Source organism: Streptomyces sp. NPDC051211, from assembly GCF_040689505.1.
Lineage (GTDB): Bacteria > Actinomycetota > Actinomycetes > Streptomycetales > Streptomycetaceae > Streptomyces.
In genome coordinates this window covers 1-25,520 of the sequence record NZ_JBFBAV010000031.1, presented here as the reverse complement: position 1 = coordinate 25,520, position 25,520 = coordinate 1, and the positions used below count along the sequence as shown (strand labels likewise).

At 72.1% G+C, this 25,520-nt stretch carries 19 protein-coding genes and 1 pseudogene; 10 read left to right on the top strand and 10 right to left on the bottom strand.

The genetic code is table 11. The annotated features are described in order from the left end of the window. The first annotated feature begins 59 nt into the window (after positions 1-59). Positions 60-461 carry a hypothetical protein gene (locus tag AB0447_RS25800; protein ID WP_366479137.1) on the top strand — a complete coding sequence of 134 codons (402 nt, stop codon included), beginning with the start codon at positions 60-62 and terminating at the stop codon, positions 459-461. A gap of 90 nt (positions 462-551) precedes the next feature. Next, a complete protein-coding gene (locus AB0447_RS25795) occupies positions 552-1,988 on the top strand; it encodes an aminopeptidase (protein WP_366479136.1) in 1,437 nt (478 codons plus the stop codon). Between the two features lie 42 nt (positions 1,989-2,030). Here the strand turns inward: AB0447_RS25795 and AB0447_RS25790 are convergent, their stop codons facing one another. Continuing rightward, positions 2,031-3,827, bottom strand: a complete 1,797-nt coding sequence (locus tag AB0447_RS25790) for a glycoside hydrolase family 3 protein (protein WP_366479135.1) — start codon at positions 3,825-3,827, stop codon at positions 2,031-2,033. Between the two features lie 91 nt (positions 3,828-3,918). Further along, entirely contained in the window at positions 3,919-4,824 is a 906-nt protein-coding gene (locus AB0447_RS25785) for a LysR family transcriptional regulator (protein WP_366479134.1), read from the bottom strand. 83 nt (positions 4,825-4,907) lie between these two features. On the opposite strand from AB0447_RS25785, the gene AB0447_RS25780 reads away from it, so the two are divergent. Continuing rightward, the gene (locus AB0447_RS25780) at positions 4,908-5,858 is read left to right on the top strand and encodes an EamA family transporter (RefSeq protein WP_366479133.1); all 951 of its coding nucleotides are present in this window, start codon (positions 4,908-4,910) and stop codon (positions 5,856-5,858) included. Here AB0447_RS25780 and AB0447_RS25775 read toward each other — a convergent pair. Continuing rightward, a pseudogene (locus AB0447_RS25775) lies at positions 5,770-6,261 on the bottom strand (GNAT family N-acetyltransferase); the annotation flags it as partial. The gene AB0447_RS25780 and the pseudogene AB0447_RS25775 sit on opposite strands and share 89 nt — an antisense overlap. Before the next feature lie 363 nt (positions 6,262-6,624). Here AB0447_RS25775 and AB0447_RS25770 point away from each other — a divergent pair. Both AB0447_RS25770 and AB0447_RS25765 read left to right on the top strand, forming a co-directional pair. Continuing rightward, the gene (locus tag AB0447_RS25770) at positions 6,625-8,853 is read left to right on the top strand and encodes an ATP-dependent RecD-like DNA helicase (protein WP_366479132.1); all 2,229 of its coding nucleotides are present in this window, start codon (positions 6,625-6,627) and stop codon (positions 8,851-8,853) included. A gap of 182 nt (positions 8,854-9,035) precedes the next feature. After that, positions 9,036-10,325, top strand: coding sequence for a citrate synthase (locus AB0447_RS25765; protein WP_366479131.1), 1,290 nt, complete (start codon positions 9,036-9,038; stop codon positions 10,323-10,325). A gap of 413 nt (positions 10,326-10,738) precedes the next feature. On the opposite strand, the gene AB0447_RS25760 is transcribed toward AB0447_RS25765, so the two are convergent. The 3 genes from AB0447_RS25760 to AB0447_RS25750 all read right to left on the bottom strand — a co-directional run bounded on the left by AB0447_RS25760 (position 10,739) and on the right by AB0447_RS25750 (position 14,114). Beyond that, positions 10,739-12,982 carry a heavy metal translocating P-type ATPase gene (locus AB0447_RS25760; protein WP_366479130.1) on the bottom strand — a complete coding sequence of 748 codons (2,244 nt, stop codon included), beginning with the start codon at positions 12,980-12,982 and terminating at the stop codon, positions 10,739-10,741. A gap of 89 nt (positions 12,983-13,071) precedes the next feature. Then, on the bottom strand, positions 13,072-13,302 hold the full coding sequence (locus AB0447_RS25755; protein ID WP_351312900.1) for a cation transporter: 231 nt from the start codon (positions 13,300-13,302) through the stop codon (positions 13,072-13,074). A gap of 158 nt (positions 13,303-13,460) precedes the next feature. Then, positions 13,461-14,114, bottom strand: coding sequence for a TetR/AcrR family transcriptional regulator (locus tag AB0447_RS25750; protein ID WP_366479129.1), 654 nt, complete (start codon positions 14,112-14,114; stop codon positions 13,461-13,463). A gap of 129 nt (positions 14,115-14,243) precedes the next feature. Between AB0447_RS25750 and AB0447_RS25745 the strand changes: the two genes are divergently transcribed. Continuing rightward, positions 14,244-16,508 carry an MMPL family transporter gene (locus AB0447_RS25745; protein WP_366479128.1) on the top strand — a complete coding sequence of 755 codons (2,265 nt, stop codon included), beginning with the start codon at positions 14,244-14,246 and terminating at the stop codon, positions 16,506-16,508. A 99-nt stretch (positions 16,509-16,607) separates the two neighbouring features. Here the strand turns inward: AB0447_RS25745 and AB0447_RS25740 are convergent, their stop codons facing one another. The 3 genes from AB0447_RS25740 to AB0447_RS25730 all read right to left on the bottom strand — a co-directional run bounded on the left by AB0447_RS25740 (position 16,608) and on the right by AB0447_RS25730 (position 18,971). Beyond that, positions 16,608-16,808 (bottom strand): MerR family transcriptional regulator, encoded by a 201-nt coding sequence (locus AB0447_RS25740; protein WP_366479127.1) that lies wholly within the window; start codon positions 16,806-16,808, stop codon positions 16,608-16,610. Between the two features lie 221 nt (positions 16,809-17,029). Continuing rightward, positions 17,030-18,043, bottom strand: a complete 1,014-nt coding sequence (locus AB0447_RS25735; RefSeq protein WP_366479126.1) for a Gfo/Idh/MocA family oxidoreductase — start codon at positions 18,041-18,043, stop codon at positions 17,030-17,032. Between the two features lie 13 nt (positions 18,044-18,056). Beyond that, positions 18,057-18,971 (bottom strand): sugar phosphate isomerase/epimerase, encoded by a 915-nt coding sequence (locus AB0447_RS25730; RefSeq protein ID WP_366479125.1) that lies wholly within the window; start codon positions 18,969-18,971, stop codon positions 18,057-18,059. Between the two features lie 48 nt (positions 18,972-19,019). On the opposite strand from AB0447_RS25730, the gene iolC reads away from it, so the two are divergent. The 4 genes from iolC to AB0447_RS25710 are packed head-to-tail and all read left to right on the top strand — an operon-like array spanning position 19,020 to position 24,291. Then, positions 19,020-19,967 carry a 5-dehydro-2-deoxygluconokinase gene (gene iolC, locus AB0447_RS25725; RefSeq protein WP_366479198.1) on the top strand — a complete coding sequence of 316 codons (948 nt, stop codon included), beginning with the start codon at positions 19,020-19,022 and terminating at the stop codon, positions 19,965-19,967. Continuing rightward, positions 19,967-20,917, top strand: coding sequence for a 5-deoxy-glucuronate isomerase (iolB, locus tag AB0447_RS25720; protein WP_366479124.1), 951 nt, complete (start codon positions 19,967-19,969; stop codon positions 20,915-20,917). Before iolC ends, iolB begins: the two co-directional genes overlap by 1 nt. Next, a complete protein-coding gene (iolD, locus tag AB0447_RS25715; protein ID WP_366479123.1) occupies positions 20,914-22,767 on the top strand; it encodes a 3D-(3,5/4)-trihydroxycyclohexane-1,2-dione acylhydrolase (decyclizing) in 1,854 nt (617 codons plus the stop codon). Before iolB ends, iolD begins: the two co-directional genes overlap by 4 nt. 24 nt (positions 22,768-22,791) lie before the next feature. After that, on the top strand, positions 22,792-24,291 hold the full coding sequence (locus AB0447_RS25710) for a CoA-acylating methylmalonate-semialdehyde dehydrogenase (protein WP_366479122.1): 1,500 nt from the start codon (positions 22,792-22,794) through the stop codon (positions 24,289-24,291). Between the two features lie 77 nt (positions 24,292-24,368). Here the strand turns inward: AB0447_RS25710 and AB0447_RS25705 are convergent, their stop codons facing one another. Continuing rightward, positions 24,369-25,406, bottom strand: coding sequence for a DUF916 domain-containing protein (locus AB0447_RS25705; RefSeq protein ID WP_366479121.1), 1,038 nt, complete (start codon positions 25,404-25,406; stop codon positions 24,369-24,371). Positions 25,407-25,520: the final 114 nt, after the last annotated feature.

Genomic DNA, 25,520 nt, shown 5'->3' with positions numbered 1-25,520 from the left:
TCCCGTCGGCCCCTGCGTCGTACGTCCGTACGTGATACGTACGACCGACTGGGGGAAGCGTGTTCCACGGGTGGGGCAGGACGGGCCGGCTGACCAAGGCCCTGGGTGTGTGCGCGGCGGGCGTGGGCCTCGCCGCGGCAGGGCTGTTCACCGCGACGCCCGCGCAGGCCGCCACCGGCGGCTGCGCCGGACGGCTCGTCAAGACACTGCCGTTCTCGACCGGCGAGGTGCGGGTCTACAAGACCCGCACCCACGCCTGCGCCGTCACCCTGCCCTACCGCAGCGGCGTATGGCAGCACATGTCCGTCAGCATCCAGCCGCGCGGCGGCGTGCCGGTCCGCGACAGCGGCCGGTTCAGCCGGTTCGCCGGCCCCGTCTCCGTGTACGCGCTGAGCCGCTGCGTGTACGTGCGCGGCGAGGTCGGGTCCGGTTCGGTCTCCTCTGGCTGGATTCTCTGCTGAACCGGCCTCCCCGTCCCAACCGGGTCTGGTCACCGGCGTGTTGACCCCGCTAGGTTCACGGCGACCGCAGTGAACTCAAGGGGAGGGTGAATGCGCAAGGCGCTCAGATGGCTGTTGTCGCTCGTGTTGCTGATCGGCACCACGGGCGCGGCCGGCTTCACGGCCTCGGCGGCCACCGCCGCCGGGCCGGCCGCCGGCCCGGACATCAAGGACCAGGTCCTCGCGATACCGGGGATGAGCCTCATAGAGGAGAAGCCGTACCCCGGCTACCGCTTCTTCGTACTCAACTACGAGCAGCCGGTGGACCACCGGAAGCCGTGGCAGGGCACCTTCAAGCAGCGGATCACCCTGCTGCACAAGGACACCAACCGCCCGACCGTCTTCTTCACCTCCGGCTACAACGTCAACACCAACCCGCGCCGCAGCGAGCCGACGGCCATCGTCGACGGCAACCAGGTGTCGATGGAGTACCGCTTCTTCACGCCGTCCCGGCCCGCCGACCCGGCCGACTGGGGCAAGCTGGACATCTGGCAGGCCGCCAGCGACCAGCACCGCATCTTCGGCGCCCTGAAGAAGATCTACAAGAAGAACTGGCTGTCCACCGGCGGCAGCAAGGGCGGCATGACCGCCACGTACTACGAGCGCTTCTACCCGCGCGACATGGACGGTGTCGTCGCGTACGTCGCGCCCAACGACGTGGTCAACCAGGAGGACTCGGCCTACGACCGGTTCTTCGCCAAGGTCGGCAGCAAGGAGTGCCGCGACCGCCTGAACAACGTCCAGCGCGAGGCGCTGCTGCGCCGTGAGCCGCTGGAGGCCAAGTACGCGGCGGCGGCCGCCGAGAACGGCTGGACCTTCACCACCGTCGGAGACCTCGACAAGGCCTTCGAAGCCGTCGTCCTCGACTACGTGTGGGCCTTCTGGCAGTACAGCCTGGAGTCGGACTGCGCCTCGGTCCCGGTCGCGGCCACCGCCTCCGACCAGGAGATCTGGGACACCGTGGACGCCATCTCCGGCTTCTCGGCCTACTCCGACCAGGGCCTGAACACGTACACGCCGTACTACTACCAGGCCGGCACCCAGCTCGGCTCGCCCGACATCAAGCAGCCCCACCTGGGCAGCCTGAGCCGCTACGGCTACCAGCCGCCGCGGAACTTCGTGCCGCGCGACATCCCCATGACGTTCCAGCCGTGGGCGATGCGCGACGTGGACACCTGGGTGCAGAACAACGCCCACCGGATGCTCTTCGTCTACGGGCAGAACGACCCGTGGGGCGCCGAGCCGTTCCGGCTGGGCTACGGCGCGCGCGACAGCTACGTGATGACCGCCCCCGGCGCCAACCACGGGGCGAACGTCGCCAAGCTGCAGGAGGGCGAGAAGACCCTCGCCACCGCGAAGATCCTCGAGTGGGCCGGGGTCGCCCCCGCCACCGTCCAGGCGGACCAGCGCACGGCGAAGCCGCTGGCCAAGGCCGACGCGGTGCTCGACCGGCAGGACCTGGAGCGCGAGCCGCAGCTGCGGCCGTAACTCCCCGGTAGGGCCCGCGGGGCCACGGGAGGCGTACGCGGTTTACGTGTACGTCAGCCCGTGGCCCAGCGGGTACCGGCCCGGGACCGGGACCGGGAGCCGCCCGGACGGCCGTACCGCGCCCGCCAGGACGCGGGCGGCCGCCCGGACCTCCACATCGGTCCAGGAGTACGTGGCCACGCTCGCGGCGCACTCCGGCAGCCGGGCCACGTCGTACGGGTTCCGGATCGCCACCGCCACCACCGGCACCCCCGTCGCGATCAGCTCCGCCACCAGGGTGCGCTGCGGGCTCGCCCCCTCCGGAACGTTGTACGTGCACACCAGGACGGCATCGTGCCCCCGAGCCGAGGCGGCCGCCCGGTCGGCTGCCACCGCGGTCGCGGAGAAGCCCAGCCCGGACAGTTCGCGGGCCAGCACGGCCGTCGGCGGGCCGGTGGTACCGCTGGGGGAAGCCGGATCGGTACCGGTCACCAGCAGCCGGGGCCGCTTGCCCGGGTCCAGCGGCAGCAGACCCTCGGGGTTGGCCAGCAAGGTGGTCGTCCGGGCCGCGATCTCGTCGGCGGCGACCAGGTGCGCCGGGGCGCCGACCGTGGCCGCCACCCGCTCCGGCGAGGTGTACGGGTCGTCGAACAGGCCCCGACGGGCCTTGAGTTCCAGGATCCGCAGCACCGACTCCTCGATCCGCTCCTCGCTCAGCTCCCCGGACCGCACCGCCGCCAGCACGCTGCTGTGCGCCAGCGGCAGGTCCGGCGGGTTCAGCAGCTGGTCGCAGCCCGCCTTCAGGGCCAGCACCGGAACCCGGTCGTCCCCGTACTTCTGGCGTACGCCCGCCATGTCGAGCGCATCGGTGACCACGACCCCCCGGAAGCCGAGGCGTTCACGCAGGATGCCGGTCAGGATGGGCCGGGAGAGGGTCGCCGGGTCCCCGGAGGGATCCAGTGCCGGGACGACGATGTGGGCGGTCATGACGACGTCCACGCCCGCCTCCACGGCCGCCCGGAACGGCGGCTCGTCCAGCTCCTCCCACTGGGCCCGGGTGTGCTGCATGACGGGCAGGCCGACATGGCTGTCGGTGGCCGTGTCCCCGTGCCCCGGGAAGTGCTTGGCAGTGGCCGCGATACCGGCCCCCTGGTAGCCGCGCACCTGCGCGGCGGCCAGCCGGGCCACGGCGAGCGGGTCCGCGCCGAAGGAACGGACGCCGATGACCGGGTTGGCCGGGTTGACGTTGACGTCCGCGACCGGCGCGTAGTCCTGGCGGATGCCGAGCGCGGCCAGTTCGGCCCCGGCGATCCGGGCGGCCGTCCGGGCGGAGGACTCGGAACCCGCGGCACCCAGGGCCATCGCCCCCGGCAGCAGGGTGGCCGGCCGGCCGATCCGGGCGATGATCCCGTGCTCCTGGTCGGTGGAGACCAGCAGCGGGATCCGGGCGGGGCCGGACAGCGCGGCGCGCTGCAGGCCGTTGGACAGCTCGGCGATCTGCGCCGGGGCGCGGGTGTTGTGGGCCCAGGCGAAATAGATGACCCCGCCGAGGTGGTAGCGGGCGACCAGCTCGGCGGCGGTGCGCACGCCGAAGTGGGTCGTGTTGGCCTCGGCGTCGGCCGGGTCCGGCTCGGTCGCCGAATGCCCGTACGCCCGGCTGACGAACAGCTGCCCGACCTTCTCGGCCAGGCTCATCCGGGCGACGAGCCGACGCAGCCGTGCCGCGTCCGGGTTCCGCCCGTCGTCGGCCGGTCCCGGACCGGGCCGGGAAAAGGCGGAGGTGACTCCGACGGCCGCCGCACCTGCGGCCATGGCGGCGGCAGCGGTCAGCAGGCTGCGACGGGACGCGTGATACGGCACCCGCGGCACGCTACTGCGAGCCCGCCTGCCCGCCCCGGGGACACCCCGCGGATCCCCCGTACGCGCTACGCAGCGGCACGGCCTGTTGGGCTCAGCAGCCCGGCGGGGGCCAGTGGGACTGGAGGACGCGGACCGTCTCCGTGATCGCCGGCCGCCGCGACGCCCCGCTCCGCCACAGCGCGGAGAGCCGACGCACCGGCGCCGGTTCGAGCGGCACGGCCACCGCCCCCGCCGGCAGCGCCCCGGTCCCCAGCCGGGGCACCACCGCCACCCCCAACCCGGCCGCCACCAGCGCGATCAGCGTGTGGTTCTCCTCCGCCACATGCACCAGCTCCGGCTCGAACCCGACCGACCGCAGCGTCCGTACCAGCCAGTCGTGGCAGACCCGCCCGGGCGGCTGGCAGACCCACCGCTGCCCGCCGAGCTCCTCCCGGCGGACCACCGCCCGGCCGGCGAACCCGTGCCCCTGCGGCACGATCAGATCGCACCGCTCGTCCCCGATGAACGCCTGCTCCACCCCTTCCGGTGCCGGCAGCGGGGCGATGTCCCAGTCGTGTGCCACGGCCAGGTCGGTGACCCCGCGCGCCACCAGATCCACCGACAGGTGCGGGTCGACCTCCGTCAGACGGACGTCCAGGGCGGGATGCCGTACGGCCAGTTCGGCCAGGACGCCCGGCAGCAGGCCGCGCGCGGCGGAGGCGAAGGCGGCCACCCGCAGCAGCCCGCCCGGCTGCCCGCGCCGCTCCTCCAGGGTGGTCTCGGCCCGCTCGACGATCGCCAGCAACTCCTGCGCGGTCGCCGCCAGATGCTGGGCCTCCTCGGTGAGTGCGATGCCGCGCCCGCGCCGCTCCAGCAGCGTGGTCCGGGTCTCCCGCTCCAGTTTGGCGATCTGCTGGGAGACGGCGGACGGGGTGTAGCCGAGGGCGGCCGCCGCGCCCGCGACCGAACCGTGCAGGGCGACGGCGTGCAGGGCGCGCAGCCGGGAGAGATCGAGCATGCGGCAAATCGTAAGCAGTGCTACATCCAACCGGGAAGAGATCCGCGCTGGTGCTACATGGTTGCCGGTCCGATGCTCGGTACATGCGTCCCGTACACACCGCACTCGCCGTACTCGTCGCCGCCGTCTGGGGCTTCAACTTCGTCGTCATCGAGATCGGGCTCGACCACTTCCCGCCGCTGCTGCTGTCCGCCCTCCGCTTCCTGGTCGCCGCCCTCCCGGCGGTGTTCTTCGTGGGCCGCCCCAAGGTGGCCTGGAGGTGGGTGCTGGGCGTCGGCCTGGCCCTGGGCGTCGCCAAGTTCGGGCTGCTCTTCACGGGCATGGACGCCGGGATGCCGGCCGGCCTGTCCTCCCTGGTCCTCCAGATCCAGGCCGTGTTCACCGCGGTGTTCGCGGCCGTGGCGCTGGGGGAGCGGCCCGGCCGGGTGCGGCTGCTGGGTATGGCCGTGGCGCTGGCCGGGATCGGGGTGGCCGCCGTGGACGAGGGGGCTTCCGGGCCGGTGCTGGGCTTCACGCTGGTGGTCGGCGCCGCCGTCTGCTGGGGCGTGTCGAACGTACTGACCCGCAAGGCCTCCCCGCCCGACGCGCTGAACTTCATGGTCTGGGTGTGCACCGTGCCGGTACTGCCGCTGCTGGCGCTCTCGCTGCTGCTGGAGGGGCCGGACCGGGACCTGGCGGCGCTCCGCGCCCTGGACTGGTCCGGGGCGGGTGTCATCGCGTACGTGGCCTGGATCTCCACGGTGTTCGGGTTCGGCGCGTGGGGCTATCTGCTGCGCCGCTACCCGGCCACGTCGGTGGCGCCGTTCTCGCTGCTGGTGCCGGTCTTCGGGATGTCCTCGGCGGCCCTGGTGCTGGGGGAGGGGGTGTCCGGGCTGCGCTGGGTGGCGGCGCTGCTGCTGGTCGGCGGGGTCGCGCTGACCTCGCTGGCACCGGCGCGGCCGGCCGTTAGTGCGGGGAGTCCTCCTGAAGCGGCAGCCGCCAGTCCTGGCCGGTCAGGTCCACTCCGTACGAGCGGTGCGGCTTCTCGGCGGTGAGGACGAAGCCGGCCCGCTGGTAGAGGGAGCGGGCGGACTCCAGGACGTCGTTGGTCCACAGGACCAGTTCGCGGTAGCCGACGGAGCGGGCGAAGGCGACGACGGTGTCCACCAGGAGGCTGCCGATGCCGTGGCCGCGGCCCTCGGGTTCCACCAGCAGCAGCCGCAGGCGTGCGGTGCCGGGCGCGCCGTCCTCCCGGACGCACATCACGGAGCCGACCGGGCGGCCGTCCAGCTCGGCGATCCACACCCGCTCCAGGTACGGGTCGTGGTCCTGGGCGAAGTCGGCGACGATCCGGGCGACCAGGCCCTCGAACTCGGTGTTCCAGCCGTACTCGGCGGCGTACAGCGCGCCGTGCCGCTGGACGATCCAGCCCAGGTCGCCGGGCTCCGGGTCCCGCAGCCGCACCTTCTCAGCCATGGGGCAACTCTAGGGGCCCGGGCGTTGCCCGGGCCCCCCGAACGGGCTGTCGGGTTGAGCAGCTCGACGAAACGCCCCTTCTGTTCTGTTTCGGCGGCCCCTTGGGTAACAGAAACATAAAGACGTGTCCTCGTGTGCAACCGTCTGCGGGAGTCGGGGGTCGTACATGACGTCGGCACTTCCGGGGAGGGATCTGGGGGGATCGGGAAGTCCGACACGGGAGGGGTAACCGTGAGGGGGTCCGGCCGTCAGGCCGGGCCCCCTTGGTTGTCTTCAGCCGGTTGTCCACAGCCGGGTTGTCCACAGGCCGAACGCGGTGTCGGCGCCGGACGGTAGCTTCGTGCCATGTCGAACATGGCGGTGGTCGAAGGGGTACTCGAGCGGATCACGTACGCCAATGAGGAGAGCGGCTACACCGTCGCCCGGGTCGACACCGGCCGCGGCGGGGGCGACCTCCTCACGGTGGTCGGATCGCTGCTCGGCGCGCAGCCCGGCGAATCTTTGCGGATGGAGGGCCGCTGGGGCTCCCACCCGCAGTACGGCAAGCAGTTCACGGTGGAGAACTACCGGACGGTCCTCCCGGCGACGGTTCAGGGCATACGCCGGTACCTGGGCTCCGGCCTGATCAAGGGCATCGGCCCGAAGATCGCCGAGCGGATCGTCGACCACTTCGGCACCGACACCCTGGACGTCATCGAGACCGAGCCCAAGCGGCTCATCGAGGTGCCCGGCCTCGGACCCAAACGGACCAGGCTCATCGGCGCCGCCTGGGAGGAGCAGAAGGCCATCAAGGAGGTCATGGTCTTCCTGCAGGGCGTCGGCGTCTCCACCTCCATCGCGGTCCGTATCTACAAGAAGTACGGGGACGCCTCCATCTCGGTGGTGAAGAACCAGCCCTACCGGCTCGCCGCCGACGTCTGGGGCATCGGCTTCCTCACCGCCGACCGGATCGCCCAGGCCGTCGGGATCCCGCACGACAGCCCGGAGCGGGTCAAGGCCGGCCTGCAGTACGCCCTGTCCCAGTCCACCGACCAGGGCCACTGCTTCCTGCCCGAGGAACGCCTCATCGCGGACGGGGTCAAGCTGCTCCAGGTGGACACCGGACTGGTCATCGAATGCCTGGCCGAACTCGCCGCCGACGAGGAGGGCGTGGTCCGGGAGTCCGTGCCCGCCCCGGAGGGCGGACCGCCGCTCACCGCCGTCTACCTGGTGCCCTTCCACCGGGCCGAGCTCTCCCTCACCGGGCAGCTGCGGCGGCTGCTGAACGCCGAGGAGGACCGGATGCCGGCCTTCCGGGAGGTGGACTGGGAGAAGGCGCTCGGCTGGCTCGCCGGGCGGACCGGGGCCGAACTCGCGCCGGAACAGCGGGACGCGGTGAAGCTGGCGCTGACCCGGCGGGTGGCGGTGCTCACCGGCGGGCCGGGCTGCGGCAAGTCCTTTACCGTCCGCTCGATCGTGGAGCTCGCCCGGGCCAAGAAGGCCAAGGTGGTGCTCGCCGCGCCCACCGGCCGGGCCGCCAAGCGGCTCTCCGAGCTGACCGGGGCCGAGGCCTCGACCGTGCACCGGCTGCTGGAACTCAAACCGGGCGGCGATGCGGCGTACGACCGGGACCGGCCGCTGGACGCCGACCTGGTGGTGGTCGACGAGGCCTCCATGCTGGACCTGCTGCTGGCCAACAAACTGGTCAAGGCGGTGGCCCCGGGTGCCCATCTGCTGCTGGTGGGGGATGTGGACCAGCTGCCTTCGGTGGGTGCCGGGGAGGTGCTGCGGGACCTCCTGGCCGAGGGCGGGCCGGTGCCGGCGGTCCGGCTCACCCGGATCTTCCGGCAGGCCCAGCAGTCCGGAGTGGTGACCAACGCGCACCGGATCAACACCGGACTGCCCCCGCTGACCGAAGGCCTGCCGGACTTCTTCCTGTTCGCCGAGGAGGACACCGAGGAGGCCGGCCGGCTCACCGTGGACGTGGCCGCCCGTCGCATTCCGGCCAGATTCGGCCTCGACCCGCGCCGGGACATCCAGGTGCTGGCACCCATGCACCGCGGCCCGGCCGGCGCCGGCACCCTCAACGGCCTGCTCCAGCAGGCCATCACCCCGGCCCGGCCCCAGCTGGCCGAGAAGCGGTTCGGCGGGCGGGTGTTCCGGGTCGGGGACAAGGTCACCCAGATCCGGAACAACTACGAGAAGGGCGCCAACGGGGTCTTCAACGGCACCGTGGGGGTGGTCACCGGCCTTGACCTGGACGAGCAGCGGCTGACCGTGCGTACCGACGAGGACGAGGAGGTGCCGTACGAGTTCACCGAGCTGGACGAGCTGGCGCACGCCTACGCCGTCACCATCCACCGTTCCCAGGGGAGTGAATATCCGGCCGTGGTGATCCCGGTCACCACCGGGGCTTGGATGATGCTCCAGCGAAACCTGCTGTACACGGCGGTGACCAGGGCGAAGAAACTGGTCGTCCTCGTCGGGTCCCGCAAGGCCCTCGGCCAGGCGGTGCGTACGGTTTCCGCAGGCAGGAGGCATACGGCGGTGGCTCACAGGCTGTCCGGCCGCATACCGGTGGGAAACATCACCTAAATGATCGATCATCTGGGGTTTCCGCAGCGGCGCGGAGGGGGCAGGATGTGCAGGTTGGCGGCACTCAGTGCCGTTGAAACAACCAAAGGCCGACCCCGAGTGCACTCTCCTGCGCCAAATGGGGGAAGGTAGAGGCAGTCAGGGCACCTCGAAGAAGAGGCACTACGTCGGTGAGGGATGACGTGAGCGACAACTCTGTAGTACTCCGGTACGCGGACGGTGAATACACCTACCCGGTGGTCGAGAGCACCGTCGGTGACCAGGGCTTCGACATCTCGAAGCTGCGGGCCCAGACCGGGCTCGTCACCTTGGACAGCGGCTACGGCAACACCGCCGCCTACAAGTCCGCGATTACCTACCTCGACGGTGAGCAGGGCATCCTGCGCTACCGCGGCTACCCGATCGAGCAGCTGGCCGAGCGGTCGACCTTCATCGAGGTCGCGTACCTGCTGATCAACGGTGAGCTGCCGACCGTCGACCAGCTCGCGTCGTTCCGCAACGAGATCACCCAGCACACGCTGCTGCACGAGGACGTGAAGCGCTTCTACGACGGCTTCCCGCGGGACGCGCATCCGATGGCGATGCTGTCCTCCGTGGTCAGCGCGCTGTCGACGTTCTACCAGGACAGCCACAACCCCTTCGACGAGAAGCAGCGCCACCTCTCGACGATCCGGCTGCTGGCCAAGCTTCCGACCATCGCGGCCTACGCGTACAAGAAGTCGGTCGGCCACCCGGTGGTCTACCCGCGCAACGACCTCGGCTACGTCGAGAACTTCCTGCGCATGACCTTCTCGGTGCCGGCCCAGGAGTACGACCTGGACCCGGTCGTGGTCAACGCGCTCGACAAGCTCCTGATCCTGCACGCGGACCACGAGCAGAACTGCTCGACCTCCACGGTCCGCCTCGTCGGCTCCTCGCAGGCGAACATGTTCGCCTCGATCTCGGCCGGCATCTCGGCCCTGTGGGGTCCGCTGCACGGTGGCGCCAACCAGTCGGTCCTGGAGATGCTCGAGGGCATCAAGAACGACGGCGGCGACGTCGACGCCTTCATCCGCAAGGTGAAGAACAAGGAGGACGGCGTCCGCCTGATGGGCTTCGGGCACCGCGTCTACAAGAGCTTCGACCCCCGGGCGAAGATCATCAAGGCGGCGGCGCACGATGTCCTCTCGGCGCTCGGCAAGTCCGACGAGCTGCTCGACATCGCCCTCAAGCTGGAGGAGCACGCGCTGGCCGACGAGTACTTCGTCGAGCGCAACCTCTACCCGAACGTGGACTTCTACACCGGTCTGATCTACCGGGCGATGGGCTTCCCGACCGAGATGTTCACCGTGCTCTTCGCGCTCGGCCGGCTGCCCGGCTGGATCGCCCAGTGGCACGAGATGATCAAGGAGCCGGGTTCCCGCATCGGCCGTCCGCGCCAGATCTACACCGGCGAGGTCCTGCGCGACTTCGTCCCGGTCGAGGCCCGCTAGGTCTCGGACGTCTCGTACCGCGCGCAGGTCCGGCAGGTCCGGCAGGTCTCGCAGACCGCGCAGGCCGCCAGGCCCCGCAGGCAGAGAAAAGCGCCCCGCCGTCGATCCCCCCACGGGTCGACGAGCGGGGCGCTTTCCGTTCCCCGGTCGGATTCCCCCCACGGGACCCGAGCCGAGGCGCTCAGTGGTCTGCCGGGACCCGTAACGGGTCGGGAGGGCCGCTCAAGGCTCCCCGTGGGCACGTGTCCCGGCCGGCTGATGCCCGGATGTCCCCCAAGACCTCCGCAAACGTCCCCCAAGACGTTCCTGGCATCGCCCCATTAGACCCGCGACCACCCCGGATGGTTACGTTGCCATCACTGTGATCTGCGTCTCCCGTGAAGGATGTGTGTGGGACCGGCGAAGGTGATCCACTAGCGGAACGAGCGCAGCCGCAGGCTGTTGGTCACCACGAAGACCGAGGAGAAGGCCATCGCGGCCCCCGCGATCATCGGATTGAGCAGTCCCGCGGCGGCCAGCGGAAGGGCCGCCACGTTGTAGCCGAAGGCCCAGAACAGGTTGCCCTTGATGGTGGCCAGGGTCCGCCGGGACAGCCGGATCGCGTCCGCGGCCACCCGCAGGTCGCCGCGGACCAGGGTCAGGTCGGCGGCCTCGATGGCCGCGTCGGTGCCGGTGCCCATCGCGAGCCCCAGATCGGCCCGGGCCAGGGCGGCCGCGTCGTTGACGCCGTCGCCGACCATGGCGACCGTACGGCCTTCCGCCTGGAGCCGTTCGACCACGTCCACCTTGTCCTGCGGGAGCACTTCGGCGATGACCTCGTCGATGCCTACGGCCCGGGCCACGGTCTCGGCGACGGCCTGGTTGTCGCCGGTCAGCAGGACCGGGGTGAGGCCGAGCCCGCGCAGCTGTGCCACCGCCTCGGCGCTGGTCTCCTTGATCGCGTCGGCCACCGTCAGGACGCCCTGTGCGGTGCCGTCCCAGGCGACCAGGACGGCCGTGGCACCGTCCGCCTCGGCGGCCTGCCGGGCCCCCTCGAGCTCCGGCGGGAGGGCGATGGAGCGGTCGGCGAGCAGCCGCGCCCGTCCGGCCAGCACCTCGTGGCCGTCGACCCGGCCGCGTACGCCGAGCCCGGGGAGGGCGGCGAAGTCCTCCGCGGCCGGCAGACCGCCCACCCGCTCGGCGGCGCCGGCGGCGATGGCGCGGGCGACGGGGTGCTCGGAGGCGTGTTCCAGGGCGCCCGCGAGGCGCAGGACGCGGGTCTCGTCGGCGCCTTCGGCGGTGTGCACGGCGAGCAGGGTCATCCGGCCGGTGGTGACGGTTCCGGTCTTGTCCAGGACCACCGTGTCCACGCGCCGGGTGGACTCCAGCACCTCCGGGCCCTTGATCAGGATGCCGAGCTGGGCACCGCGGCCGGTGCCGACCAGCAGGGCGGTCGGGGTGGCAAGGCCCAGGGCGCAGGGGCAGGCGATGATGAGGACGGCCACGGCGGCGGTGAAGGCGGCGGCCGGGTCCTCGGTGGCGAGCAGCCAGCCCACCCAGGTGCCGAGGGCGATGAGCAGCACCACGGGCACGAACACGGCGGAGATCCGGTCGGCGAGCCGCTGCACCTCGGCCTTGCCGTTCTGGGCGTCCTCCACCATCTTGGCCATCCGGGCCAGCTGGGTGTCGGCGCCGACCCGGGTCGCCTCGACGACCAGCCGGCCGGAGGCGTTGACGGTGGCGCCGGTGACCGGGTCGCCGGGGGTGACCTCGACCGGGGCGGACTCGCCGGTGAGGAGGGAGACGTCCACCGCGGAGGCGCCCTCGACGACGGTGCCGTCGGTGGCGATCTTCTCGCCCGGGCGTACGACGAACCGGTCGCCGACCGCGAGGGCGGTCACGGCTATCCGCACCTCGGTGCCGTTGCGCAGCACCGCGACGTCCTTGGCGCCCAGTTCGAGCAGGGCCTTGAGGGCCGCGCCGGCCTTCCGCTTGGAGCGGGCCTCCAGGTAGCGGCCGAGCAGGATGAAGACGACGACCCCGGCCGCGACCTCCAGGTAGATGGCGTCGGCGCCGTCCGCCCGGGTGGCGGTGAAGTCGAAGCCGTGCCGCATGCCGGGCATTCCGGCGTGGCCGAAGAACAGCGCCCACAGGGACCAGGCGAAGGCGGCCAGCGTGCCGATCGAGACCAGGGTGTCCATGGTGGCGGCGCCGTGCCTGGCGTTGGTCCAGGCGGCCCGGTGGAAGGGCAGGCCGCCCCACACCACCACGGGGGCGGCCAGGGTGAGCGAGAGCCACTGCCAGTTGTCGAACTGCAGGGCCGGCACCATCGCGAGCAGCACGACGGGCGCCGCGAGCAGGGCGGAGACCAGGAGCCGGCCCCGCAGCGCGGCGAGTTCCGGATCGGTCCGGTCCGTGCCGGTGCCCTCCGGGGCAGCCGGTTCCGGTTCGGCGGCCGGGGGTGGGGGCTCCTCGGCCGTGTAGCCGGTCTTCACCACGGTGGCGATCAGGTCGGCGACCTGTACGCCCCCCGTCGCGGAGACCTTCGCCTTCTCGGTGGCGTAGTTCACCGAGGCGGTGACTCCGTCCATCCGGTTGAGTTTCTTCTCGATGCGGGCCGCGCACGAGGCGCAGGTCATCCCGCCGATGGTCAGTTCCACCTCGAGGGTGCTGCTCATGGTCCGGCTCCAGGGAGAGGGCCGGGCCGTGCGGGACCAGTGTCATCTGGCCGGCACGGCCCGGCGGGGTACTGCGGAAGAGGAGGGGTTCAGCCGGCGGCGAGCTCGTAGCCGGCCTCGTCGACGGCCGCGCGTACGTCGTCCTCGGCGAGCGGTGCGTCGGAGACCACGGTGACCTCGCCGGTCGCGGCGACGGCCTTGACCGAGCTGACGCCGGCGAGGGCGGAGATCTCGGCGGTCACCGCGCCCTCGCAGTGCCCACAGGTCATGCCGGTCACCCGGTAGACGGTGGTGGTCTGGGTGTCCGTCTCGGCGGTCATGTCGTTCTCCTCTTCGGGGCGTCCGTCGTGGGTGGGCGGGGCCGCGCGTGCTCCACGGTCCCTCCCGTCTCTACAGACTATACCCCTAGGGGGTATGAATGCGGGTGTCTTCGGCGCCTTCTTGTGGGCGTCGAGCGATGTCCGAGTGAGGGCGGCCTTCAGTGGGTGGCCGGAGTCGTGGGGGTCGCGGTGAAGGCCGGCTCCAGGTAGCGGAGCAGGACGGTCTTGAGCTCGGCCACGTACGCCGCGCGCTCGGCCCCCTCGGTGGCCAGGATCAGGTCCAGCGAGGACTTGAAGATGCCCAGGATCATGTGGGCGACCAGGTCCAGCTCGGCCGGCGTGGAGTCGGGGCAGAAGGTCCGCAGTACGCCCTGGACCCGGGTCAGCAGGTCGGCCATCAGGGCCTCGTGGCCCTGGGAGATGCCGGGGACTCCGGAGCCGTGCATCAGGGCCCAGAACGCCGGGTTCTCGCAGCAGAAGGCGATCACCGGGTCGAGCACGGCGTCCAGCAGCTCGGGCAGGGGCTTCTGCAGGTTCTCCGGCAGGAAGGCCTGGCCGTGCATCTCGCGGGCCCGCTGGAGCAGGTGCCCGCCCAGCTCCATCGCGATGGCCTCCTTGTTCGGGAAGAACTGGTAGAGCGTGCCGGGCGAGACCCCGGCCTCCTTGGCGATCGAGTTGGTGCTGGCGGCGGCGTAGCCGTTCCTGCAGAACACCCCGGCCGCGGCCTCCAGGAGCTGGGCGATCCGGCGCTCCCCGCGGGCCTGGCGGCGCGGGGCTGCGGGCTTCTTGGCGGCCGGCTTGTCCTGGGGCACGGCGGATCCCTTCCATCCCAAGGGTGATTGACAAACACGAGAGGTCGCTCGCATTCTTGGAAAACGCGAGCGACTGCTCGTGTTTGCCAGTCTATCGTCTGGCAATCACGGTGAAGGGGACACCGAGCCATGCCCGAAGTCAAGAAGACGCCGAGGGGGTCGGGGGAGGGCGCCTTCACCCGGTTCGTGACCGCCCGGCCGCGCCTGTCACTGCTGCTCGCCCTGCTGGTCACGGCCCTGGCCGTGCTGGCGGGCAGCGGAGTCGCCGACCGGATGGGCAGCGGCGGCTGGGAGGACCCCGACGCCCGGTCGAGCTATGCGGCCGAGGCGCTGGAACGCGAATTCCCGGCCTCCCAGCCCAACCTGCTGCTGCTCGTCCAGGCCGGACCGGAGGTGGGCCCGGCCGGGGTCGACGATCCGGCCGTCGCCGCCGAGGCCGGCCGGCTCGCCGCGCGGCTCGCCGCCGAAGAGGGGGTCACCGGAGTCGGTTCGTACTGGCAGACCAGACTCCCGGCGCTGCGCTCAGAGGACGGGCGGCAGGCGCTGATCGCCGCCCGGGTCCAGGGGGACGAGAAGACCACCACCCGGGTCCTCGACCGGATCGCCCCCGAGCTGCGGGGCACCCACGGGCCGGTCGAGGTGTCCCTCGGCGGACCGGTGGCCGTCCAGCGCGAGGTCACCGCCACCATCCAGGAGGACCTGCTGCGCGCCGAGCTGATCGCCCTGCCGGTGACCCTCGTACTGCTCGTCCTGGTCTTCGGCAGCGCCATCGCCGCCCTGCTGCCGCTCGGCGTCGGCATCATCGCCATCCTGGGCACCAACGCGGTCCTGCGCGGACTCACCGAGTTCACCGAGGTCTCGGTGTTCGCCATGAACCTCACCACGGCGCTCGGCCTCGGCCTCGCCATCGACTACGCCCTGTTCATCGTGCGCAGGTTCCGCGAGGAGCTGGCGGCCGGCCGGGAGCCGGTGGCGGCCGTCGGAGCCACCCTGCGGACGGCCGGCCGCACGGTCCTCTTCTCGGCGCTCACCGTCGCGGTCGCACTCTCGGCGATGCTCCTCTTCCCGATGTACTTCCTGCGCTCCTTCGCCTACGCCGGGATCGCGGTGGTGCTGATCGCGGCCGCGGCCGCGCTGGTCCTGCTGCCGGCCGCGCTGGTGCTGCTGGGGGAGCGGGTCAACTCCCTGGACCTGCGGCGGCTGTGGCGGCGCCGCGGAGCGGCCGGCGCAACGGCCGGCGGCTCGGACGGGACCGAGGGCAGTGACGGCGGCAGCGGCAGCGGTGGGGGCGGCTGGGCGCGGTCGGCGGCGCTGGTGATGCGCCGGGCCCCGGTGTTCGCCGTGGCCACCACCGCCGGGCTGCTGCTCCTCGGACTGCCCTTCCTCGGCGTGAAGTTCGGCACCGTCGACGACCGGCAGCTGCCCAGGACCGCCGAATCGCACCTCGTGCAGCAGGAGATCCGGGACGGCTTCCCCGGCAGTCCCGGGGCCGGACTGGTGGTCCTCGCGGAGGGCCCGGCGAGCCCCTCCGACTACGAGCGGTACCGGGCGACCCTGGAGGACCTGCCGGGCGCGGCCCGGGCCGAAGGGCCGGTGACCTCGGGGGAGTACGCGTACTTCACCGTCCTCGGCAAGGGCGAGGCCGTCGGGCAGCAGGCCCAGGACCTCGTGGGCGAGGTCCGCGGGGTGGACGCGCCCTTCGAGACCGCGGTCACCGGGCAGGCGGCCGTCCTGGTCGACGCCCAGGACGCCATAGCGGAGAAGCTGCCGTGGGCGCTCGCCCTGATCGTGGCCGCCACCCTGCTGCTGGTCTTCCTGCTCACCGGGAGCGTGCTCATACCCCTCCAGGCGGTGCTGCTGAACGCACTCAGCCTGACCGCGATGTTCGGTGCGGTGGTGTGGGTCTTCCAGGAGGGCAATCTCTCCGGCCTCCTCGCCTTCACCGCCACCGGAGACATAGAGACCACCCTGCCGGTGCTGATGTTCTGCATCGCGTTCGGACTCTCCATGGACTACGGGGTGTTCCTCATATCCCGGATCAAGGAGGAGTACGACCGCACCGGCGACCACGAGGGCGCGGTCCGGACCGGACTGGCCCGGACGGGCGGGCTGATCACCGCGGCCGCCGTGATCCTGGCGGTGGTGATGGTGGCCATCGGCACCTCGCGGGTGACCAACACCAAGATGCTGGGGCTCGGCATCGCGTTGGCCGTCCTCATGGACGCGATGGTGGTCCGCAGCCTGCTGGTGCCGGCCGTGATGAAGCTGACCGGGCGGGCCACCTGGTGGGCCCCGGGGCCGCTGCGCCGGCTGCACGAACGCTTCGGACTGAGCGAGGGCGAACCGGCGGCGGCACCCGCGGAGCCGGAGCGGGTCCCGGCCGGGGTCGGCTAGCCGGGAGCGCGGCCCGCCGGCCGGGGGGGCGGGCCAGGCGGGGGCCGGAGGGTCCGGGGGCCGAGGGGCCGAGGTCCGGCCGCAGCCCGGCCGACCGGGTCAGTCCTCGCGGCGGCCCCGGTTGCCGGGCCGCCGCGCCACCCAGGCGCGGATCGTGTCGGCGTACCAGTAGGGCTTGCCGCCCTCCACATGGTCCGGCGGCGGCAGCAGCCCGTGCTTGCGGTAGGAACGCACGGTGTCGGGCTGGACCCGGATGTGGGCGGCGATCTCCTTGTACGACCACAGCTTCCGGTCGGTCATGGCACACCTCCTGGTCCACGCCCCAGGGGCGGCCGGGAGGCCGTCGGGGGAGCCGGAGCGCGGACGCTGACGATCACTCGAGTTGTTGCCCGGAGAACGACCCTCGGTGAAGGCAGGGGAGGGGCTGTCGAACGTCTGTGACGGAAGACCCGCGTCATGCGGACAAGCGTGACGAATACCCGACCCCTGTGACAGAAGCGGCACAGGAGCCGGGCGGGGCCTCAGCGGTACAGCGGGGGCCGTTCGGCCAGGTCCACCGGGGTGCGGGTGCCGGTCCGCCGGGCCGTCAGGCCCGCCTCGGACACGGCCGCCGCCGCGTAACCGTCCCAGGCGTCCGGGCCCGCCACCTCCCCCCGGGCGGCCGCGGCCACCCACCGCCGCAACTGGCGGTCGTAGGCGTCGGCGAAGCGCACCGTGAAGTCCTGGGCGATCTCCCCGTACCGGCGGCCCGCGGACTGCACGACCATCGCGTGCCCGTCACCGATCCGGGCGCTGCCCGCCTCGCCGACCGCCTCGCACTGAACCTGGTAGCCGAACCCGCAGTTGACGAAGATCTCCACATCGACCACGGCACCGCCGGAAGTCTCCAGCAGCACCAACTGCGGATCGCCCAGCCCCTCGGGGGCGGCCGAGGACGGGGCCGGAGACAGCACGGACACCGCCGTGATCTCCTGCCCGAGCAGCCAGCGGGCCGCATCCACCTCGTGCACCACCGAGTCGCTGATCAGCATGTCGCTGGTGAAGAACGACGGGGTGGAGACGTTGCGGTGACGGCAGTGCAGGAACAGCGGCCGCCCGATCCCGCCCGCGTCCAACAGCTCCTTCAGCCGCTCGTACTCGGCGTCGAACCGGCGCATGAACCCCACCTGGATCCGTCGCCGGCCCAGCCGCTGCTCCGCCTCCAGGATCCGCAGCGCGCCCGCCGCATCCGGGGTCAGCGGCTTCTCGCACAGCACCGGAAGATCCCGCTCCAGCGCCGCCAGGAGGGCTTCCTCGTGAGCCGGCCCCGGAGACGCGATCAGTACGGCCTGCACCCCGGGCGCGGCCAGCGCGGCCGCCGGATCGGTATGGGCGCTCACACCCTCCAGGCCCCGGGCGACCTCCTTGACCCGGTCGCCGTCCGGGTCGGCCACGGCCACCACCCGGGCCCCGCCGACCGTATGCCCGATCCGCCGCACATGATCGGCGCCCATCCGCCCGGTACCGATCACGGCTATGCCGAGTGTGCTGGTCACCACCGAATCCTCCTCAACGGGCGCCACAGGAGCGCAGATAGGCGCGGGTGCGCCGGGCAATGGGCAGCGGCCGGTCCGGCGGGCAGGGATACATGTCCTGCTCCACGATCGCGAACAGCTCGGTGCCCAGCTTCTGGGCGGCGGCCAGCACGGGCTCCAGCGCCGGCACCCCGGCGGGCGGCTCGCACATCACCCCGCGGGCCACCGCCGGACCGAAGGGCAGCTGCTCCGCCACGACCTCGGCCAGGATCCGCGGATCCACCTGCTTGAGGTGCAGGTAGCCGATCCGCTCCCCGAACGTCTCGATCAGCTCCACGCTGTCCCCGCCGCAGTAGGCGTAGTGGCCGGTGTCCAGGCAGAGCGAGACCAGCTCCGGATCGGTCCCGTCCAGGAACCGGGTCACGTTCGCGGGGGTGTCGACATGCGTGTCCGCATGCGGATGGACCACGATCCGCAGCCCGTAGCGGTCCTGCACCTCCCGGCCCAGCCGCTCGGTCTGCCGGGTCAGTTCACGCCACTGATCCGCGGTCAGCTCGCGGTCCTCCAGCACCGCGCCGGTCTTGTCGTCCCGCCAGAACGACGGGATCACCACCAGATGACCCGCACCCGCCGCCCGGGTGAGGGCCGCCACACGCGACACGTGCTCCCAGGTCTGCTCCCAGACGGCGGGACCGTGATGGAGTCCGGTGAAGACGGTGCCGGCCGACACCTTCAGCCCGCGCTTCGCCGTCTCCTCCACCAGCCGGGCCGGTTCGGTGGGGAGATAGCCGTACGGGCCGAGCTCGATCCACTCGTAACCGGCGTCGGCAACCTCGTCGAGAAAGCGCGCCCAGCCGGTCTGCTGCGGATCGTCCGGAAACCACACCCCCCAGGAGTCCGGTGCCGAACCGACACGGATACGGGTCAACGCGGGCGGGGAGGACGTCATAACGGCCACCTTAGGCTGCATCGCTCGTGGAGACTGGAGGACTTGACAGTGACGACCGACCCGGCGGACCCGTTCGACCTGATCACCATGGGCCGTATCGGGGTGGATCTCTACCCGCTCCGCAGCGGAGTACCGCTCGCCGAAGCGGACACCTTCGGCCGGTTCCTCGGCGGCTCGCCGGCCAATGTGGCCGTCGCGGCAGCCCGGCTCGGACGGCGTGCCGCGGTGATCACCCGGACCGGAGCGGATCCGTTCGGCGTGTACCTGCGGGCCGAGCTGCGCGGATTCGGGGTCGACGACCGGTGGGTGGGCGAGGTCGCGGCCTACCCCACCCCGCTGACCTTCTGCGAGATCTTCCCGCCGGACCACTTCCCGATCCACTTCCGGCGCGAACCCAAGGCCCCGGACCTGGAGATCCACCCGGAGGAGCTGGACCTCGAAGCGGTCCGGGCCGCCCGGGTGTTCTGGATGACCGGCACCGGGCTGAGCGCGGAACCCAGCCGGGGCGCGACCCTGGCCGCGCTGGAGGCGCGGGCGAAGTGCGGGACCACCGTGTTCGACCTGGACTGGCGGTCCGTGCTGTGGTCGGCGGACCCGGCCGAGGCCTACGCCCGGGCTCTGGCGCTGGCGACCGTGGCCGTCGGCAACGCGGAGGAGTGCGAGATCGCCACGGGCGAGCGCGAACCGTACGCGGCGGCCCGCGCCCTGCTGGCGGCCGGGGTGGAGCTGGCGGTGGTGAAACGGGGGCCCGAAGGGGTACTTGCCGTCCACCGGGACGGCACGGTGGCGGAAGTCCCGCCGGTGAAGATCGAGGTGGTCAACGGGCTGGGGGCGGGCGATGCGTTCGGCGGTGCGCTGTGCCACGGGCTGCTGGCGGGGTGGGAGCTGGAGCGGGTGATGCGGTTCGCGAATGCGGCCGGGGCGATCGTGGCTTCGCGGTTGGCGTGCTCCAGTGCGATGCCGTTCGCCGACGAGGTGGAGGAGGTGCTGGCCTGATGGGGGTCGTCGGCGAGTGGGGGATGGGGTTGACCCGGCTCAGGGTGCTGGAGCTGGGGGCGGGGGAGTCGTACGGGTTCGAGTGCGGGGACTGCGAGTGGATCGTGCTGCCGCTGGAGGGGGGGTGCCGGGTCCGCTGCGCGGAGCCTTCCCCCACCCCGCCCCTTCCCGCAGTGCCGATCTGCGGCTCCGCCGCGTGGGGGGCTCCGCCCCCGGACCCCCGCGCCTCGAACGCCGGCGGGGCCGGGAGTGCCCCGAACGGCGGTGGGGACGAGGTGGTTCTGCGGGGGCGTGTGAGTGTGTTCGGCGGGGTCACCGACTTCGTCTACCTGCCGCGGGACGGGCGGGCCGAGGTGAGCTCGGACGAGGGGGGCCGGTTCGCGCTCGTCGGGGCGCGGTGTGAGCGGCGGTTGACCGCGCGGTACGGGGCGGCCGCGGATGTGCCCGTGGAGTTGCGTGGCAGCGGGAGCTGCTCGCGGCAGGTCAACAACTTCGCCGCCGCCGACGCCTTCGAGTGCGATCGGCTGATCGCCGTCGAGGTGCTCACCCCGGGCGGGAACTGGTCCTCGTACCCGCCGCACAAGCACGACGAGCACCACCCGGGCGAGGAGTCCCGGCTGGAGGAGATCTACTACTACGAGATCGCCCCGCACGGGGACACCCCCGGGCTCGGCTACCAGCGGGTCACCCCCTCCCCGGCAGGGAAGACGGACGTCCTCACGGAGGTCCGCAGCGGGGACGCGGTGCTCATTCCCGACGGCTGGCACGGGCCCTCCATCGCCGCCCCCGGCCACGACATGTACTACCTGAACGTGATGGCCGGGCCGGACGGCCCCCGGGAGTGGCTGATCAGGGACCATCCCGACCACGCCTGGATCCGGGACACCTGGCCGGCGCAGCAGACCGACCCCCGGCTGCCCTTCTACCGTGCGGAGGACGCCCCCCGATGAGACTCACCACCGCGCAGGCCCTGATCGGCTTCCTCGCCCGCCAGTTCACCGAGCGGGACGGCCGCCGGCGCCGGTTGATCGCCGCCACCTGGGGGATCTTCGGGCACGGCAACGTCGCCGGCATCGGGCAGGCCCTGCTGGAGACCGGCGGCAAGCGGATGCCCTTCCTGCAGGGCCGGAACGAGCAGGCGATGGTGCACGCCGCCGTCGGGTACGCCCGGCAGTCCGGGCGGCTGTCCGCGCACGCCGTGACCACCTCCATCGGGCCCGGTGCCACCAACCTCGTCACCGGCGCCGCCCTCGCCACGGTCAACCGGCTGCCCGTGCTCCTGCTGCCCGGCGACACCTTCGCGACCCGGCCCGCCGACCCGGTGCTGCAACAGCTCGAACTCCCCTACGCGGGCGACGTGTCCGTCAACGACACCCTGCGCCCGGTGTCCCGCTACTTCGACCGGATCACCCGCCCCGAGGCGCTGATCCCCGCCGCCCTCCAGGCCATGCGGGTGCTCACCGACCCGGTGCAGACCGGCGCCGTCACCCTGGCACTGCCGCAGGACGTGCAGGCCGAGGCGTACGACTGGCCGGAGGAGTTCTTCGCCGAGCGGGTGTGGACGGTGCGCAGGCCCCGCCCCGACCACGCGGAGCTGGAGGCGGCGGCGCGGGCCGTACGGGCGGCGGCCCGGCCGCTGATCATCGCCGGCGGCGGGATCCGGCACAGCGCGGCCGAGGCCGAGCTCGCCGGGTTCGCCGAGGCCACCGGCATTCCGGTGGCCGCCACCCAGGCCGGCAAGGGCACCCTGCCGTACGGCCACCCCGCCGACGTCGGCGCCATCGGCCACACCGGGACGGCCGCCGCCAACGAGCTGGCCCGCACCGCCGACCTGGTGATCGCCGCCGGGACCCGGCTGACCGACTTCACCACCGCCTCCGCCACCCTGTTCCGGCACCCGCACGTACGGTTCACCGGCCTCAACCTCGACCCCTTCGACGCCCACAAGCTCGCCGCCCGGCCCCTGGTCGCGGACGCCCGCGAGGGGCTGCGGGAGCTGGCCGCGCTGCTCTCCGGGCATCGGGTCGACGCCGGGTACGCGGCCGCGTACCGGAGCGCAAAGGAGGACTGGGAGCGGCAGGTCGACCTGGCCTTCCACGCCGCCGACCCGGACGCCGCGCCCACTCAGGCGCAGCTGCTGGGTGCCCTCGACGCGGTGGTGACCGGGGACGACGTACTGATCAACGCGGCCGGATCGCTTCCGGGGGACCTGCACAAGCTGTGGCGGGCCAGGTCGCCGCTCCAGTACCACGTGGAGTACGGCTACTCCTGCATGGGATACGAGATCCCGGCCGCGATCGGCGTGGCCCTCGCCGACCCCGGCCGGCCGGTGTGGGCGCTGGTCGGCGACGGCACGTACCTGATGAACCCCACCGAGCTGGTCACCGCCGTCCAGGAAGGCATCCCGCTCAAACTGGTCATCGTGGACAATCAGGGGTACGCCTCCATCGGGGGGCTGTCCCAGGCGGTGGGCGGCGAACGCCTCGGCACCGACTTCCGGAACGGCGGCCGTCCCGGCTGGCCGGAGGTCGACCTGGCGGCAAACGCGGCCTCCCTCGGGATGACCGTCATCCGCGCCCACACCGTCCGTGACCTGCGGGAAGCCCTCGCACAGGCGCGGGAAGCGGACCGTCCCACATGTGTCTACACACGGACCCGAACGCCCGACACTGTGTCGGGCCCACCCCCTGCACAGGCGTGGTGGGATGTTCCTGTGGCCGAGACCGCGACCCGCACGTCGGCGATCGAGGCCCGAGAAGAGTACGACCGGCAAGCCGCTGATCGACGTCGCCACCTGTGAAGGCAGAAGGCTGAAGGAGTAGCAATGAAGACCGTCAACCACTGGATCGGTGGCAAGACCGTCGAGGGCGCGTCGGGCAACTACGGCCCGGTCACCGACCCGGCGACCGGCGAGGTCACCACGCAGGTCGCGCTCGCCTCCGCCGCGGAGGTCGACGCGGCGGTACAGGTCGCGAAGGAGGCCTTCGAGACGTGGGGCCAGTCCTCGCTCGCCGCCCGCACCAAGGTGCTGTTCGCCTACCGCGCCCTGCTGGACGCCAACCGCGACGCCATCGCCGAACTGATCACCGCCGAGCACGGCAAGGTGCACTCGGACGCGCTGGGCGAGGTCGCCCGCGGCCTGGAGATCGTCGAGCTGGCCTGTGGGATCACCACCCAGCTCAAGGGCGAGCTGTCCACCTCCGTGTCGAACCGCGTGGACGTCGCCGCCATCCGCCAGCCGCTGGGCGTCGTCGCGGGCATCACCCCCTTCAACTTCCCGGCTATGGTCCCGATGTGGATGTTCCCGCTGGCCGTGGCCTGCGGAAACACCTTCATCCTCAAGCCGAGCGAGAAGGACCCGTCGGCCGCCAACAAGCTGGCCGAGCTGGCGAGCGAGGCCGGTCTGCCGGACGGCGTGCTGAACGTGGTGCACGGTGACAAGGTCGCCGTGGACGCGCTGCTCGCGCACCCGGACATCTCCGCCGTCTCCTTCGTGGGCTCCACCCCGATCGCCCGCCACATCCACACCACCGCCTCCGCCAACGGCAAGCGGGTCCAGGCGCTGGGCGGCGCCAAGAACCACATGCTGGTCCTCCCGGACGCGGACCTCGACGCGGCCGCCGACGCCGCAGTGTCCGCCGCGTACGGCAGCGCCGGCGAGCGCTGCATGGCCATCTCCGCGGTGGTCGCGGTCGGCTCCATCGCCGACGAGCTGGTCGAGAAGATCCGCGAGCGCGCCGAGAAGATCAAGATCGGTCCCGGCAACGACCCGGCCTCCGAGATGGGCCCGCTGATCACCGCCGCCCACCGGGACAAGGTCGCCTCGTACGTGAAGGGCGCGGCGGACCAGGGCGCGGACGTCGTCCTGGACGGAACCGGCTACACCGTCGACGGCTTCGAGGCCGGCCACTGGATCGGCCTGTCCCTCCTCGACCACGTCAAGACCGACTCCGACGCCTACCGCGACGAGATCTTCGGCCCGGTCCTGTGCGTGCTGCGCACGGAGACCTACGAGGAGGGCGTGGCCCTGATCAACGCCTCGCCGTTCGGCAACGGCACGGCGATCTTCACCCGCGACGGCGGTGCCGCGCGCCGCTTCCAGCTGGAGGTCCAGGCGGGCATGGTCGGCGTGAACGTGCCGATCCCGGTGCCGGTGGGCTACCACTCCTTCGGCGGCTGGAAGGACTCGCTCTTCGGCGACCACCACATCTACGGCAACGACGGCATCCACTTCTACACCCGCGGCAAGGTCGTCACCACCCGCTGGCCGGACCCCTCCGAGGGCCACCTCGGCGTCGACCTGGGCTTCCCCCGCAACCACTGACGCCTGCCCGCCCGCCGGACCGCTCGCCCCCGCAACCCTCACGCGGGGGCGAGTCCGCGTTCAGCGGGTTCCGGTGTTCAGCGGGTTTCGGTCAAGTGGGGTTCCGCGGGCTGCGGTTCCGGGGGCGAGGGGTGGTCGCGGCGGCGCCGCAGCCACCACGCCGTCGCGGCGGCGGCCAGCAGGAGGAGGGTCGCGCCTGCTGCCGGCCAGGGGACTGCCGTGAAGGCGGCTCCGCCCTGGGAGCGGAGGTCCGGGTGGTCGGCGGCGGTTGCGGTGAGGGTGACGGTCACCCGGTCCAGTTGGGGGGAGTCCGGCCACGGTTCGGTCAGGTCGATCCGCCGGCCCGGGAGCAGGACCAGCTTCAGGTCGCGGGCCGGGCGGTTCAGCACCGTACGTCCGAACAGGCCCTCGGCCCGCACCGACAGCTGCGGCGAGAGCACCACGTTGCCCCGGTTGACCAGCGAGTACGAGAGGGTGGCGGGGGCCTTGCCGGTCCAGGGAACCACCGGGGCGGTCCGCTTCACCGTCACGTTCTCCACGCTCAGCCCCGGCGTCACCGGGCCCGGCACCCGGAAGTAGATGCGGGCGCCGACCGAGCGCCGCACCCCCACCTGCACCTTGCTGTCCTGCTGCACCCCTTCCACCGCGGTGCCCAGGGCCACGATCCCGCCCACGTGGTCGCCGGGAGTCGCGTCCTCGGGAACCTTCATGGTGAAGGGGATGTCCTTGCGGCCCTTGGCCGGGACGGTGACCGTGCCGGCGGCCTCCGGTCCCAGGGTGATCCACGTGCCGAGGTCCTTCGGCCGCGTCTCCACCGGCAGCAGTGCGAAGGCCCCGCCCACCGGGGTGTTCACGGCGTCGGTGGCGAAGACCTTGAAGGTCAGTTCCTCGTCGGAGGCGTTGTGCACGGTCACGCTGTCGCTGACGGTGGTGCCGGCCGCGCCCTGGTGGAAGAAGTAGGCGCGGTCGGGCATCTGCGCCCCCGCGGGCGGCGTCGGGAAGACGCCCCAGCTGCCGTTGTCGGCGGCCCGCGCGTCGGTGGCCGGTATGAGCGCGGCGGCGAGCAGGAACAGTACGCCGAGCAGCAGTCCGTGGAGCAGGGGGCGGGTGCGCATGGGGTCTCCGGAGCGGGAAGGGTGGTGCGGGGCCGGAGCCTACTCGACAACGTCGAGGACGAACTGTTCCGGTTCGGCCGGATCGTCGGCTCGAGCACCGAGCTGCGCGCCGCG

Bases quoted from the DNA above. Each gene is read 5' to 3' on its own strand.
- AB0447_RS25770 (WP_366479132.1), top strand. From the start codon at position 6,625: ATGTCGAACATGGCGGTGGTCGAAGGGGTACTCGAGCGGATCACGTAC.
- iolD (WP_366479123.1), top strand. From the start codon at position 20,914: ATGAGACTCACCACCGCGCAGGCCCTGATCGGCTTCCTCGCCCGCCAG.
- AB0447_RS25745 (WP_366479128.1), top strand. From the start codon at position 14,244: ATGCCCGAAGTCAAGAAGACGCCGAGGGGGTCGGGGGAGGGCGCCTTC.
- iolB (WP_366479124.1), top strand. From the start codon at position 19,967: ATGGGGGTCGTCGGCGAGTGGGGGATGGGGTTGACCCGGCTCAGGGTG.
- AB0447_RS25760 (WP_366479130.1), bottom strand. From the start codon at position 12,982: ATGAGCAGCACCCTCGAGGTGGAACTGACCATCGGCGGGATGACCTGC.
- AB0447_RS25710 (WP_366479122.1), top strand. From the start codon at position 22,792: ATGAAGACCGTCAACCACTGGATCGGTGGCAAGACCGTCGAGGGCGCG.
- AB0447_RS25780 (WP_366479133.1), top strand. From the start codon at position 4,908: ATGCGTCCCGTACACACCGCACTCGCCGTACTCGTCGCCGCCGTCTGG.
- AB0447_RS25795 (WP_366479136.1), top strand. From the start codon at position 552: ATGCGCAAGGCGCTCAGATGGCTGTTGTCGCTCGTGTTGCTGATCGGC.
- AB0447_RS25705 (WP_366479121.1), bottom strand. From the start codon at position 25,406: ATGCGCACCCGCCCCCTGCTCCACGGACTGCTGCTCGGCGTACTGTTC.
- AB0447_RS25740 (WP_366479127.1), bottom strand. From the start codon at position 16,808: ATGACCGACCGGAAGCTGTGGTCGTACAAGGAGATCGCCGCCCACATC.
- AB0447_RS25730 (WP_366479125.1), bottom strand. From the start codon at position 18,971: ATGACGTCCTCCCCGCCCGCGTTGACCCGTATCCGTGTCGGTTCGGCA.
- AB0447_RS25785 (WP_366479134.1), bottom strand. From the start codon at position 4,824: ATGCTCGATCTCTCCCGGCTGCGCGCCCTGCACGCCGTCGCCCTGCAC.
- AB0447_RS25755 (WP_351312900.1), bottom strand. From the start codon at position 13,302: ATGACCGCCGAGACGGACACCCAGACCACCACCGTCTACCGGGTGACC.